This window comes from Streptomyces sp. ISL-1, assembly GCF_018614585.1.
GTDB classification, from domain to species: Bacteria; Actinomycetota; Actinomycetes; order Streptomycetales; family Streptomycetaceae; genus Streptomyces; species Streptomyces maoxianensis.
This window is the reverse complement of the sequence record NZ_JAGGOI010000004.1, coordinates 123,329-137,601: the sequence shown is the minus strand read 5'-3', so window position 1 is coordinate 137,601 and position 14,273 is coordinate 123,329. Positions and strand designations below refer to the sequence as shown.

Annotated in this window: 11 protein-coding genes; all 11 read left to right on the top strand. The window is 68.2% G+C overall.

Annotated elements, in window-relative coordinates; translation table 11 throughout:
- The first annotated feature begins 591 nt into the window (after positions 1-591).
- The 11 genes from J7E87_RS02610 to J7E87_RS02560 all read left to right on the top strand — a co-directional run bounded on the left by J7E87_RS02610 (position 592) and on the right by J7E87_RS02560 (position 14,091).
- Positions 592-2,544, top strand: a complete 1,953-nt coding sequence (locus J7E87_RS02610; protein ID WP_215089383.1) for a type I polyketide synthase — start codon at positions 592-594, stop codon at positions 2,542-2,544.
- Complete coding sequence (locus J7E87_RS02605; protein ID WP_215089381.1) at positions 2,541-4,094, top strand: amino acid adenylation domain-containing protein; 1,554 nt, start codon at positions 2,541-2,543, stop codon at positions 4,092-4,094. Before J7E87_RS02610 ends, J7E87_RS02605 begins: the two co-directional genes overlap by 4 nt.
- A gap of 121 nt (positions 4,095-4,215) precedes the next feature.
- Positions 4,216-5,400: an NAD(P)/FAD-dependent oxidoreductase gene (locus J7E87_RS02600; RefSeq protein WP_215089379.1), complete on the top strand. Its 1,185-nt coding sequence runs from the start codon at positions 4,216-4,218 to the stop codon at positions 5,398-5,400.
- A gap of 415 nt (positions 5,401-5,815) precedes the next feature.
- On the top strand, positions 5,816-8,137 hold the full coding sequence (locus J7E87_RS02595; protein WP_215089377.1) for a nitrate- and nitrite sensing domain-containing protein: 2,322 nt from the start codon (positions 5,816-5,818) through the stop codon (positions 8,135-8,137).
- A gap of 20 nt (positions 8,138-8,157) precedes the next feature.
- On the top strand, positions 8,158-8,589 hold the full coding sequence (locus tag J7E87_RS02590; RefSeq protein ID WP_215089375.1) for a roadblock/LC7 domain-containing protein: 432 nt from the start codon (positions 8,158-8,160) through the stop codon (positions 8,587-8,589).
- Entirely contained in the window at positions 8,582-8,956 is a 375-nt protein-coding gene (locus tag J7E87_RS02585; RefSeq protein ID WP_215089373.1) for a DUF742 domain-containing protein, read from the top strand. The genes J7E87_RS02590 and J7E87_RS02585 overlap by 8 nt, the downstream gene beginning before the upstream one ends.
- Positions 8,937-9,533 carry an ATP/GTP-binding protein gene (locus J7E87_RS02580; RefSeq protein ID WP_215089371.1) on the top strand — a complete coding sequence of 199 codons (597 nt, stop codon included), beginning with the start codon at positions 8,937-8,939 and terminating at the stop codon, positions 9,531-9,533. Before J7E87_RS02585 ends, J7E87_RS02580 begins: the two co-directional genes overlap by 20 nt.
- 286 nt (positions 9,534-9,819) lie before the next feature.
- Entirely contained in the window at positions 9,820-10,398 is a 579-nt protein-coding gene (locus J7E87_RS02575; RefSeq protein WP_215089369.1) for a TetR/AcrR family transcriptional regulator, read from the top strand.
- 195 nt (positions 10,399-10,593) lie between these two features.
- Positions 10,594-12,702 carry a SpoIIE family protein phosphatase gene (locus tag J7E87_RS02570; RefSeq protein WP_308312823.1) on the top strand — a complete coding sequence of 703 codons (2,109 nt, stop codon included), beginning with the start codon at positions 10,594-10,596 and terminating at the stop codon, positions 12,700-12,702.
- A 326-nt stretch (positions 12,703-13,028) separates the two neighbouring features.
- Positions 13,029-13,634 (top strand): GPP34 family phosphoprotein, encoded by a 606-nt coding sequence (locus J7E87_RS02565; RefSeq protein WP_215089365.1) that lies wholly within the window; start codon positions 13,029-13,031, stop codon positions 13,632-13,634.
- Positions 13,635-13,713: 79 nt separating this feature from the next.
- Entirely contained in the window at positions 13,714-14,091 is a 378-nt protein-coding gene (locus J7E87_RS02560; RefSeq protein WP_215089363.1) for a DUF1330 domain-containing protein, read from the top strand.
- Positions 14,092-14,273: the final 182 nt, after the last annotated feature.

Here is a 14,273-nt window from a genome sequence, read left to right as displayed (position 1 = left end):
AGGGGTGCCTCCCGGCGAGGCCCGCGTGGTTGGAGTTGTGCCGTGTGACTGCGGAGAGGAAGTACAGCACAGTGGGTCAAGTGCGGTTCGGGCTACGGGCATACCGCCCCAGGCGTTGGCAGCAGAGCCCTGCCGACCGAGGTGCTCTGCACGATTTCACGCCACCAACCGCGACCGCGGGTTTGGCGCCGATCCGGAGCCCCCACACCGCGTGCCACACGCCTATCGGTATCGTCCGCAGCGGCACGGCGCGGCACCCGGAACCACCGCCCGTCGAGCTTGTTGTGGACGGTGTCTCAAGTTGCCTGCTGGGCGCGGTCCTCGCCGCCCGCGGGCGACCCATTTGCCTGTCCGTGAGGCGTCAGGACAGGCGACGCGCCTTCTCGCGCACTGAGCCCAACACGACGACGTGAGGGCTCGTTTCAGCTTGTGCCCCGTTCCTATCCGCCCGGATCCGGAGGACCTTCAGCGGCATGGCGGCGTGGCAGACAGCTCAGGAATGTCCACATCCGCCCCCTCGGGAGCTCCACGAACCAACGTGAACTGCGCCATCTCGTACGGATATCGGGGAAGCATCGAAGGAGTGTTCTGATGAACAGGTCAGACGTGGACGCACGGTCGGTGGCAGTGATCGGCATGGCATGTCGGCTGCCCGGCGCATCAGGAACCGATGAGCTGTGGGAAGTCCTGCGAGACGGTGTGGATGTAACGAGCGAGACACCACCTGAACGCTACGACGTGAACGCCCTGTACTCCCCGCAGCCGGGACCAGGGATGATCGCAAGCCGTCGCGCGGGCTACGTGGACGGAGTGGCCGAGTTCGACGCGGAGTTCTTCGAGATGTCCTCCACCGAGGCGGAGGAGCTCGACCCGCAGCAGCGGCTGCTGCTGATGACGGCCTGGGACGCCCTGGAAGACGCCGGTCAGCGACCCGACGAGCTGGCCGGCAGCCGGACCGGGGTGTTCGTCGGCAACGCCCGCGCCGACTATCTGGAGATCCAGTTCCGCCAGGGTCTGCAATCGGTGACGCCCTCGCAGTTCAACAACTTCCGCTCGCTACTGCCGGCCCGCCTGTCCTACGTCTTCGACTTCCGCGGGCCCAGCGTTCTGGTGGACACGGCCTGCTCCTCCTCACTGGTGGCCGTCCACAGTGCCGTGCAGAGCCTTCGCGCCCGCGAGAGTCCCCTGGCGCTGGCAGCCGGCGTGAACCTCAAACTCCGCCCGGATGAGGGCGTCATGATGACGCAGGCCGGAGCCCTCGCCGCCGACGGCCGGAGCAAGTTCGGCGACGCGAGCGCCGACGGCCACGCGCCGAGCGACGCAGTGGGCGTCGTCGTCCTCAAGCGCCTCGCCGACGCCCTGGCCGACGGAGACCGCATAAGGGCAGTCATCCAGGGCAGCGCCGTCAGCAACGACGGCCGCACCAGCGGCTCAGTGCTCACCCCGTCGCTGGCCGGGCAGGTGGAGGTGCTCCGGTGGGCGTACGAGGACGCCGGGGTGAACCCGGCCGATGTCGACTACGTCGAGGCGCACGGGGCCGGCTCACCCACGCTCGACCCGCTCGAGCTCAGCGCACTGGGCGAAGTCCTGGGAGAGGGCCGGCCGTCGGACCGACCGCTGCTCGTCGGCTCGATCAAGACGAACATCGGCCACGCGGAAGCCGCCGGCGGCATAGCCGGGCTGATCAAAGCCGTGCTGTGCCTGGAACACGGCCAGATCCCAGCCAGCCTCCATCTCGACACCCCGCATCCCCAAGTTGCCTGGGACAAGCTGCCGCTGGTGGTACCGGGCAAGCTCCATGACCTGCCCGACCGTGACCGGCCGGCCATCGCGGGGATCTCCGGGCAGGGCTCCTCGTCCCTCAACGCGCACGTGGTGATCCGTCAGGGCGAGACCCGCTCGGCCGACGCCCCACCAGCGAACGGCGGCAAGCCGTACGTACTGGTGCTCTCCGCACGCACCCCCGCGGCCCTGGACTCTCTGGCCCGTTCTTACACCGCCTACCTCGGTCCCGACGGGCAAGGCTCCGCGTACTCCCTTCGCGACATCTGCTACAGCGCAGCCGGCCGCCGTCAGCATCACGAACATCGCCTCGCAGTCATCGGGTCCGCCCACGAGGAGATGGCGGCAGCGCTCGGCGGAGCCGGAGGAACACCGGGACGACGCGCGTCCGCAGCGGTACGCGCCGCGGACCGCTACCGCAGGGGCGAGACGGTGGCCTGGGACAAGGTGTTCGGGGAGCATGGCCGCTTCGTCCCGCTACCCGGCTATCCCTGGCAGACCAGGCGCTACTGGCCCGGCGACGAGCGGGACGACGACGACGGCGACCTGGCCGCCTGGGTGTTGCGCGAGCACGCGCGCACCGCCTTCGACGATGGCTCCACGCTCGACTCCATCGGGATCGACTCGCTGGCGAAGCTGCGGCTCATCGTGCAGTTGTCCAAGAAGTCCGGCCGTGAGGTCGATCCCGAGGACTTCGGGCAGTTGCGTACGGTGGGCGCGCTGCGCCAGTGGATCCACGCCCTGGAGGTGCGCACGCCATGAGTGACCCGCAGACGGCGTACGCATGGTTCGCCCGCTCCGCCGTCACCTTCGGCCACGACTGCATCGCCTTGGAGTTGGGCGAGGAGCGACTGACCTACGGCGAACTGCGCGACCTGGCAGAGCGGCTCGCGGGCCGGCTGGTCGAAGCCAACGGCGGCGAACCCCCCCGGCGCGTCGGGCTATTGGCAGGCCGATCGGTGACCGCGTACGCCGGCTACCTCGCCATCCTGCGGACCGGCGCGGCCATCGTGCCCCTCAACCCGGAGCACCCGCCCGCCCGCACCGCCCACATTACCAAGGCCGCCGGTCTGGAGCTGGTGCTGGCCGATACCTCCGGAGTCGGCGCCGACCTCGGGATCCCACTGCTCGTGGCGGGCCCCGAGGAGCTGGCGGCCCTGGCAACCGAGCCGCACCCCGAGCTGTCGCACCCGGAACCCGGCCCGGACGATGTCGCCTACATCATTTTCACGTCCGGGTCGACCGGCACTCCCAAGGGAGTGCCGGTCCTGCACCGCAACATCTCCGCCTACCTCAGCCACGTGGCGCCCCGGTACGACGTCGGTCCGGGCAGCCGGCTCTCGGGGACCTTCGACCTCACCTTCGACGGCTCCGTGCACGATCTGTTCGTCGCCTGGGCATCCGGAGGCACTCTCGTCGTACCGATGCGCGGCCAACTCCTGTCACCGGTAAGGACGATCAACGCCCTCCGGCTCACCCACTGGTTCTCGGTGCCGTCACTGATCACCTTTGCCTCACGCCTGGGCACGCTGGCGCCCCACAGCATGCCCACCCTGCGCTGGAGCGTGTTCGGCGGCGAGCCGCTTCCCCGGGCGGCGGCTCAGGAATGGCAGGCGGCCGCACCCGACAGCACGCTGGAAGTCCTCTACGGCCCGACCGAGCTGACCATCTCCTGCACCGCCTACCGGCTGCCCCGCAGCACAGCCGACTGGCCCAGCACAGCCAACGGGACGGTTCCGATCGGGACCTGCTATCCGACCCTGGATCTCCTCCTGCTGGACGAGAGCGGCAGGCCGGCCGCGACCGGCGAGCTCTGCATCCGCGGTATGCAGCGGTTCCCCGGCTACCTGGAACCGGAGAACAATGCCGGCCGCTTCCTCACCCTCGACGACAACGGCACCGTCCACCACTACACCGGGGCCACGCCGTTGACCGATCAGCACTGGTATCGCACCGGAGACCGGGCCACCATGCGCGACGGCCACCTGGTGCACCTGGGACGGACCGACCACCAGGTCAAGATCCGCGGCCACCGGATCGAACTCGGGGAGATCGAGGCCATGCTCAGAGAGCAGCCCGGCGTACGCGACGCGATCGTCCTCGCGATTCAAGCCCCTGATGGCGAGGCGGAGTTGGAGGCCGCGGTCAGCGGCTCCGAGTGTGCCAGCCAGCAGCTGTACTCCGCCCTGGGCGAGCGCCTGCCGCCGTACATGCTCCCGCGCCGGATCGTCGTCCTCGAACAATTGCCGCTCAACCCGAACGGCAAGATCGACCGGCACGCCCTCGTCACCGAACTCGGGCGCCGTCGCTGAAGCAAGATGCCGGAATGTCCACACACCCTGGGTGCGTCGCGACCCTCGTCCTGTCGCCCGAGGCTCCCAGGCACACCGCATCGCGACTCCGCCCAGTCCCCGACGTCTGTGAGGCAATCACATGTTCGACGCCATCGTGGTGGGAGCGCGCTGCGCCGGAGCTCCCACAGCCCTGCTGCTCGCCCGCGCGGGATATCGGGTGCTCATGATCGACCGGGCAACTTTCCCCTCCGACACCCTGTCGACCCACCTCATCCACCAACCAGGTGTCGCGGCACTGGCCCGGTGGGGCCTGCTCAAGACCGTACGCGCCTCGGGCTGCCCGCCGCTGGACCGCGCGGTCTACGAAGTGGCCGACATCCGCCTCGAAGGCTGCGCCCGGGGCGTGGAGGGGCAGCGGGCCGGATACGCCCCCCGCCGCCATGTCCTGGACGCCATCCTGGTGGACGCGGCAGCCGCGGCCGGCGTCGAATTCCGTGACCGCTCCTCCGTGACCCGTCTCCTGCACGACGACACCGGACGCGTCATCGGCGTGGAGGGCAAGAACCGCGGCCGCTCATTCACCGAACGGGCTCACCTGGTGATTGGCGCGGACGGCATGCGCTCCACGGTCGCCCGGCTCTGCAAGGCGCGCTACACCGCCCAGGACCCGCGGCTGACCTGTGCCTACTACGGGTACTGGGAAGACGTCCCGGCCGACCTCGAACTGTATGAGAAGCCCGCGAGTTGGGTGGCCGCCGTCCCCACCAACGACAACGCGACCCTCGTCCTCGCCTACTTCCCGCAGTCCCGTTTCGAGGAAGTCCGAACCGACACGCGACAGGCCTACCTGGGCCAGATACGCGCCACCGCGCCGGCCCTGTACGAGCGGCTCCAGGGGAAACGTCGCGTCGAACGCCTGCGGGGCACAGGTGACCAGCAGAACTTCTTCCGGCAGGCGACGGGCCCCGGCTGGGTACTGGTAGGCGACGCCGGGCACCACAAGGACTCCATCACCGCACGCGGAATCAGCGACGCGTTCCTCCAGGCGGAAACCCTCGCGCGGCGCGTGGGCGACCGACTCGGCGGCGACCCGCAGCAGCTCGACCAAGCACTCCAGGGCTACGCCAAGGACCGGGACGCCTCGCTGGCTCCGGGCTATGAGTCCACGCTGGCGGTGGCACAACTGGCACCGCACGAGCAGCGCCTCTCACTTCTGCGCGCAGTGGAGAGGGACCCCGACCTCACAGCCATCTATTTCGACATGGTCGCCGGAATCGAGACCGTCAATGCCCTGTACACCCCAAAGCTGCTGGCCCTCCTCTGAGCCGGTTCCCCCAGCCACCGGGGTCTGCGGACCGTGACGTGTGCCCACACGTTCGAAGTTCAGCCGCTGAAGCCCCCGTTGGGCGGCAGTGGCCGGGTGCGGTGCTGACGGTGCGGCATGATCCTGGTACGGTTCAACGGAACGCCGATCCTTAGTGACGGTGTGTCAGGGCATCGCGTACGGGGGGAAGTTAGGCATTTTTCACCGTCCCTTACTGTCATCAGTGTTTCGCTGTCGTACGAGGAATTAGATGCCAGGCACTCGCGGCCGGCGGACCAGCCACAGGTCCGCCCCTCGCAGATCTCTCCGATCTTCGTTTGTCCTGCCCGTTGTCGTACCAGGGCTCTTCCTCACCGGACTCTGGGGCTACTCGGCGACCGGGCTGGTCATCGAGCAGACCCAGTTACGTGCCGACATGGACCGGGCTGTGTCCGCCGGCCTGCCCGCCCAGGGCGTGCTGTCCCGCCTGCAGGACGAGCGCCGCCTCACCGCTGCCTGGCAGGCCAGACGTACCAGCTCCACTCGCGCCGCGCTGGACAGCGCCCGAAGCAGTACCGACACCGCCGTCGAGGAGTTCCGCCGGATGTCCTCCTCCGGGCTGGACACGACGGTGTTGAAGAGCCGGGCGAAGAAGCTGAACGACTCGCTGGACACGCTGTCCGAGCGGCGCGCCGCGATCGACGAGCGCACTGCCACCGGTGCGGACGCCTTCCAGTACTTCACGGACACCATCGCCGACGGGGCCAACCTGCTCACCGCGGCCGCACGGACCGACGACGGGCGCATCGCGCACGCCGTCACCGCCGCGACGTCACTTGTACAGCTCACGGAAATGCTCTCGCGCGAGGACGCGCTGATCGCCGGCGCACTGCCGTCCGGCCGCATGAGTTCCACGTCCCGCGTCCAGTTCAGTCAGTACATGGCGATGCAGCGAGAGGTGAGCACAGGGCTGGACACCCGTGACCTCCTCGCCACAGAGGCCACCGCCTACGAACGCATCACCGACAGCTCGTCATGGACCTCGGTGGCAGCGATCGAAGACGCTGTGGCAACCAGTAGTGACGCGAAACTGCCCAGCCAGGCCAAAACATGGCCGGACGCTGCCGACTCCGTCGCCAACGACCTGCAGAAGCTGAACTCGGATTCCCTCGAGAGCCTTGCCCACGCCGGTACGGACCGAGCCGACGACCTCTTGCTGGGCGCGATCCTGGGCACTATCGGCACTCTGACCGGCCTGGGGATCGGCGGGGCGCTGGCCCTGCGCTTCAGGCGCTCGGTGATCAGCCGGCTCGCTCAGCTCCACCAGAAGACCGAGGACTTGGCCGGCACCCGGCTGCCCCAGCTGCTCGACCAACTCGAGCGGGGACAACAGGTCGAGCCGAGTTCGCTTCCTCCTCACGGGCACCACACCGCCGACGAGATAGAGCGGCTCGACGCGGCAATCGACCACCTGGCACGCGTCGCCGCGGACACGGTCGTCCATCAGTCCCGCGGCCGCGAGGGAACGGAAAAGGTGTTCGCCAAGCTCATCCGGCGCACCCAGACCCTGATCCACCGCCTCATCTCCCTCCTGGACGACCTCGAGCGCAAGCACGAGGACTCCGACCTGCTGAAGGACATCTTCAAGGTCGACCACCTCGCCACCCGCGTGCGCCGCCACTCGGAAAACCTCGTGATCCTCGGCGGATCCCCGCCCACCCGCCGTATGACCGCTCCTGTTTCCCTCACTGATGTGATGCGCAGCGCCGTGGCGGAGACCGAGCAGTACACCCGCGTCAAGGTGAAGAACCTTCCCCCGGGCCGACGGGTGTCACTCGCCGGCCGGGCCGTCGCCGACGTGACCCACCTGCTCGCTGAGCTCATCGAGAACGGCACGACCTTCTCCCCACCGGACACCCAGGTGTTCGTCAGCGCGACGAAGGTCGCCAGGGGCCTGGCGCTCCAGGTCGAGGACCATGGCCTCGGAATGCCGGAGGACCTCCGCGCACGCGCCAACCACCTTCTCGCACATCCGCCCGAACTCGACATGATGTCGCTGGGCGAGGACCCGCGGCTCGGGCACTTCGTGGTGGCCCGGCTGGCGGAGCGACACAAGATCAAGGTGGAACTGCGGGAGTCCGTCTACGGCGGGACCCTCGCCATCGTGCTCGTGCCGACCGCCCTGCTCGAGGAGCACGAGTCCCCGCTGCTGGAGCAGCTCAAGTCCGCGGCTTCGGCGGCGAATACGGCGGACAGCAGTGCAGCGGCCATCACCGAGGGGCAACTCGACGACCACCACGGGTATCCCGAGTACGGAGGTGCAGGTCTGTTGCCCGCCGCATCAGCTCACTCGGCAGCGCAGGCTCCAGTGCCGACCGAGTGGACGCACCCCCAAGAGCGTCCCGGCCTCGTCTCCGAAGCCGGGCATCCCGAACCCCCCACCCACCCCGCACCTCCCACCCGCCCCGCACCCCCCACCCATGAGGACGCACAGGATGTATCAACACCACTGGTGACCCCGCGTGTCCTTCCGCGAAGGACACGCGGAGTGAGCCTCGCGCAGCAGTTGCGCAGGGAGGCGACGCAGGCGCAAGGCCAGCAGGATGACGAGGGCGAGGCCGGCGCTATCTCCCCCGGCGAGTCAGCCCGCACTATGATCGCCATCCAGCAGGGGATGAAGCGGGCCCAGATCTCTGAGGCCGACGAGTCGGCTGGTGTGGACGGTCAGACGGAGTCGCGTGACCGTGGCGCCAACTAACTGTGAGGGAACATTCAGTAATGACTGAGCAGGTACAAGCCGCTCCCCAGCTGGACTGGCTCCTGGACAGCCTTGTGGACCAGATTCCAGAGATACGCTGCGCCATCGTGCTGTCCGGGGACGGCCTCCTTATCGGCAAATCGAAGGATCTCGGCCGGGACGATGCCGAGCACCTGTCCGCGGTCGGATCGGGGATGCACAGCCTCGCTCGTGGCGCCGCGCGCCATTTCCGGGGCGGAGAGGTCCAGCAGACAGTCATTCAGATGGAAAAGGCATTCCTCTTCGTCACCGCAGCCGGCAGGGGAGCGCGGCTGGCCGCAATCGCCTCCGAGGAAGTGGATGTCGGGATGATGGCCTTCGAGATGGGCACGCTCGTCAAGCAGGTTGGCAAGTACCTCAGCGCCGCACCCCGCGTGCAAGCCCCTTCTCGCGGTCACATTCAGGATGCCTGATCCGCGGTGGTTCGACGATGAGGAGGCCGGGCGTCACGTCCGGCCGTACGCCATCACCGGTGGACGTACTCGCCACAGCCGGCACACTTTCGCGCTGATTACGCTGGTTGTCACCCGGTCTCCGGATGAGACCGGCTACGAGCCGTTGGAGCCGGAGTCGGCCGAAATCCTGGATGTCTGCCGGGATCGCGCCGTGGCAGTCGCCGAGATCGCCGCACACCTGGATCTGCCGGTGAGCGTGGTGAAGGTTCTCTGCGGGGACTTACTCAACGCCTCGATGATCTTGGTCCAGTCGCCGCCCGCGGAGACGGACAAGCCGAGCGTGGAACTCATCGAAAGGGTGATGGATGGTATCCGTCAGCTCTGAGCCGATCATGCCGACAGCACTCAAGATACTGATTGCGGGCGGCTTCGGCGTGGGCAAGACCACCATGGTGGGCTCAGTGAGCGAGGTGCCCCCGCTGGAGACCGAGGAGCGCATCACCGAGGCGAGCCTGGGGATCGACGATCTGGCAGGTGTGGAGGGCAAGTTCTCGACCACCGTCGCCATGGACTTCGGCCGGATCACCATCTCTCCGGAGCTGGTGCTCTACCTGTTCGGAACCCCCGGCCAGGATCGCTTCTGGTTCATGTGGGACGACTTGGCTCTCGGCGCTCTGGGAGCCGTGGTACTCGCTGATACACGACGGCTGGATGCCTCGTTCGCCTCGGTGGATTTCTTCGAGGAGCGTGAAATCCCCTTCGCCGTGGGCGTCAACTGCTTCGACGGCAGACGGGAATGCACAAGCCGGCAGGTGCGAGAGGCATTGGACCTCGGACCCTCGACACCCGTCATGCTGTGCGACGTCCGTGATCGCGGTTCCAGCAAGACGGTGCTCCTTGCCTTGCTGGAAGTGGCGAGGGCGCAGGCATCCGCTCGCCTGACGGCTGCAGCCGGCCGCTGATCGGGCCGGGGTCGGCGGGGCTCCCGTGGGGGCCAGGTCCGGGTCGAGGTGGCTTCCGCCGCGCCGGCGGGCCTTGGTCACCGCTGCCGTGGCACCGCGCCCAGGGCATGCGCGAGCATCGCCTGCTCCGTGATCTGAACGATCCGCGTGGCCGGCGACAGCTGCGGACCGTGGCGACCGTCGGGGATGCCCCCGTCCGTCCCACCGCTCGTACACATCGTCCAGAGCAGCGACGGCTTCCGGCCGGCAACTGAACACCTGTTCAATGGAGCCCCATCGTGAACGGGTGTTCAATGACGTTGTGGTCAGGAAAGACGCCCGCGATCTCCGCTCCGAACTGGTAGCTGCCGCGGTCGCCCTGCTGGCGGAACCGCAGGTGGTGGCAGTGCCGTCGCTGCGGTCGATCGCTCGGGCCTGTGGGGTGGCTCCATCGGCCGTGTACTGGCACTTCCCCTCCGAAGCGGACCTGCGGTCGGCCGTGCTCGACGCCGAGTACACCTCGATGGCCGATTCGATCGAGGCGGCACTCGAAGCAGCCTGCGAAGACGCCGACCGGCTCGTAGTCGCCGGTGACGCCTACATCGCCTGGGGCCTCGCCCACCCCGGTGCCTACCAGCTCCTCTTCGAGAGCGCCGACGAACTGCCCGAAACCAGGGCCGCACACGGCCCTCGCCTGCAGACACACATCGTGGAACTCGCGCGGAAGGCCGATCCGGGGTCTCCTTTCGCCGCCGCGCTCCTGCTGTGGTCCGCATGGCACGGGATCGTCTCCCTGCGACTCCACAAGAACGAGTGGGACTGGGGGATGACAACAATGCAGGCGAACCGGCGACTGGTCGCGGCGTTGACCGGCCGTACTGCCTAGGACTCCCGAGCAGACCGGCGACGGGCCACGTTCCCCTGCCGCGGCTCCGCGGTGCAGTGGTGCCCGCCGACGCCGAACGCCCTGCCCTGAGCAGCCGTGCCCGGACATCCGCACAATGGGTGACAAGGGCGCTTGGGCCTCGGCTGCCGCTCCGCGGCGACTCGGCCACTGCGCACCTCTGGCGGAGAGGATCACGTGGTGCCATCAGACCGGCCGGGGGAGGAGAGGGTTCCTGGTCCTGGGCCACTCTGGTCCGAGCCCGGCACGTTGCTCGAGCACGTGGCCGTGGCTGTCTTCGGTTTCGACGAGGACGACCGGATCTGCTACTGGGGACCTGGCGCGCAGGACCTCTTCGGACACGAGGCCGCGGCGGTGCTGTCCAGACCCGCCGCCACTCTTTTCCCCGATCCGCCCCGAGGCGCCCCTCACCCGTCCACGCAGCTGGCGGAGCGAGGCCGGACCTTGGGGTACTGGCGCGGCCGGCTGCCGGCACTGCGTCGGGACGGCACAGTCTTCGAATGCGGTTTCCGGGTCTTCCCCGTGACCGGGGCCAAGGGCCGTTCGGTGGTCATGGGCCTGGCCAGCAGGGGCGACGAGCTCGACCGGGTGAAGACCAACCTTGCCTTCCTCGACGCCCTCTTCGAGACCTGCCCCATCGGCCTGGTCATGCTCGACGAGGAACTGCGGTACGTCCACCTCAACCAGGCGCTCGCCGATATGGATGGGCTCCCGATCGAGGATCACATCGGGCGGCGCATGGAAGAAATCATGATCACTTCCGATGGGGGTGAGTACGAGCGCATGCTGGGAGCCGTCGCTGCGGAGGGCCGGCCCGTCGTGAGCATGCTGGTGGGCCTGCGCACATCAGGTCGTCCGGACCGCGATCAGGTGCGGTCGGTGAGTTTCTTCCCCCTGAGCCAGGCGGGCGATACCCGGCCCGGACTGGGTGGGCTGCTGGTGGACGTGACGGACCGGGAGCAGGCCATCGTCGAGGCGGGTGCAAGCCGTCAGCGGCTTGCTCTGCTGGACCGGGCGGCGGCCCGCATCGGCACGACCCTGGACGTGAACGTCACCGCCCGGGAACTGGTCGAAGCCGCGGTTCCGGACTTTTCCGACGCATCCGTCGTGGAAGTCGTGGAGTGGATGGACGAGGCTGAAGTGTTCAACCCCGAACTGCCACTGGTCACCCGCCGGATCGCCTCCGGTACCGTCCTGCCCCCTCCCGCCACCGAACTGGTGAGCGGACTGGAGAATGTGACGTACCCGCCGGGCTCGGCCATCCACGAGATGCTGCGAACGGGACTGCCGGTCTCCGTCCCCGTGAACGCGGAGTTCGTGACCCGGACCGTCATGCACCAAGCCCGTGCCCAGCTACTCGTCGACAGCGGCCTGACCTGCCTCCTCCTCGCTCCGCTCGTCGCCCGGGGCACGATCCAGGGGATCGCCATGTTCGGCCGCTCCGCCGCCCGCCCGGCCTTCACCGAGCAGGACCTCAGCCTCGCCAGTGAGCTCGCCTCCCGCGCCGCACTGTGTCTGGACAACGCGCGTCTCTACAGCCGGGTTCAGGACATCGCGCTCACCCTGCAGCGGGCACTGCTCCCAAGCGCCCTGGCGACCAGCCCCTACGTACAGGTCGCCCACCGATACCTTCCCGGCAGTCACATCACGGAGGTCGGCGGCGACTGGTACGACGTAATCGTTCTGCCCGATGACCGCATCGCGCTGGTCGTCGGCGACGTGATGGGACATGGCGTGCCGGCCGCCGCATCAATGGGCAGGCTGCGCATCACCGCCAAGGCACTCGCCAGGCACAACCTGGAACCGGCCGACCTGCTCAGCGAACTCGACGCCTGTGCCCAGGAGTCAGGCATCGAGCTGGCGACCTGCCTCTATATCCTCTTCGACCCCACGACCGGCCGCGCCCGTATCGCCAGCGCCGGCCACCCCCCGCCCCTCGTCCTCCACCCGGACGGCATGATCGAGACGATCAGCGACGTTCTGGGCGTCCCCCTCGGCGTCGGCGGTCACCCCTTCGGAACCACCGAGATCGACCTCCCCGACGACTCCATCCTCGCCCTGTACACCGACGGCCTCATCGAAGCGCGCGGGCGGGACATCGAAGAGGGCATGAACCAACTCCGCGCCGAACTGCGCCGGACATCAGGCCCGTTGGAAGGGGAAGTGGACCGCATCCTTTCGAGCCTGCTGCCCGATCCGCCGGACGACGACACGGTGCTTGTCCTTGCCCGCGTCCACCGCGTCCACCGCGGTCCCCGACGTGGCCGACAGTCCGACGAAGCATGACTTCCGAGACCCGGGATCGTATGCACGCCTTGCCCGCAACCGCGCCCCGGTCACACCTCGACCCTCTGATCGTCTTCTCCTCGAGATGCAGCCACTGGGAAGGGGGGCGCACACTCGTGAGTGAGGAGACACCGATGATCCGCCTACCTGGAGCAGGTGGAGGCCACCGCAGCGCCCTACGGCGGGAAGCGGCTCGCGACAGACGCCGAGGCCTCGAAGGAGTGTGGCCGGTCCCGGTGGTGCTGTTCGAGTTCTGACAGGCTTGGTCTGCGCGAGCGGCAATTCGCCGAGGCGGGCTGGTTCGGACCCCGGACATGGAGCCATTCATGACCACAGCGCGGGATTTGATGATCGTCGCCGTGGACGTGGCGTCCAGCCAACCCGTGGAGCAAGGCGATCTGTCGCTTGCGCTCGCGGGAGGCGAGATGATCGACCTCCTGGATGCCGAGGACATCAGACTCGACGGCGATCACATCGTGCCGAGCAGCAGGCGCGCCATAGCTGACCGCCTGCTGGATGAGGCCGCGGCGTCGCTTGCCCGAGAGGCGCCGTACGAGTCGATCGGTGACTGGCTGTGGCGCAGAGGCCGCGACCTGTCGGCGGCCTATCTGAGCGTCCTGGAGGCGGAAGGGCATCTCACTCACCAACGGCGCCGCTGGATGCCCTTCCGCACCAGCCGTACGGTGCTGGTCGACACGCCCGCTCGCCGCCAGGCGTCGAACCGCTGGGCATCGAACGAGCCCGTCCTCGCTTCCCTGGCGGCGGCCATCGGGATCCGCGACGAGCGCACCGGGGACTCCCCGGGCGTAGCAGACGACGCGGTGGCGACAGTGCTCGCCGCCGTCGGCGACGCGTTGCAGGAATTGGCGGCCGAACGGCAACGGCGCGCCGTTGAAGAGGCGGCCGCGGACAACATTCGGCGAGGCGAATGACGATCCCACGCGCGGTGACGACGGTCGCCACCGAGGTGATTGGCGCCCGGACCTGTCACCTCAGTGAGAGACGCAAGACATGGTTACCTATCTGATCAACCACCTGCGCATCCCCGGGGTACCGCAGGAGGAGAACCTGGCCTACCTGGAGCAGGTGGAGGCCACGGCAGCGCCCCACGGCGGAAAGTGGCTCGCCATTGACGCCGAGGTGCAGGTCATCGAGGGCGCATGGCCTGGCTCGGCGGTGCTGATTGAGTTCCCCGACATGGAGAAGGCGAAGGCCTGGTACAACTCGCCCGAATACCAGAAGATCCTTCCCCTGCGGACCGACCGCACGATCAGCGACATGATCCTGGTAGACGGTGTAGGACCGGACTTCGCGCCCGCCGGCTACGCACAGCAAATCCGTGCAGCGATCGCAGCAGCAGCAGCAGCAGCCGGCGACAGCGGCAGATAAGGGAGTTGATTCCGGCGAGGAATCGCTCGGCGTGGCTGACCACGACGAAAGCCCCTTCGTAGGCGCTGAGTGCGCTCTCCATCCGGCCGAAGCCGACCAGGCCAAGGACGTTGCTCGGTGCCGGCCCGGGGGCGCCGCCATGGTCACTCGAGCGCGGGTGTCCTGATCACCTAGACTCGGCA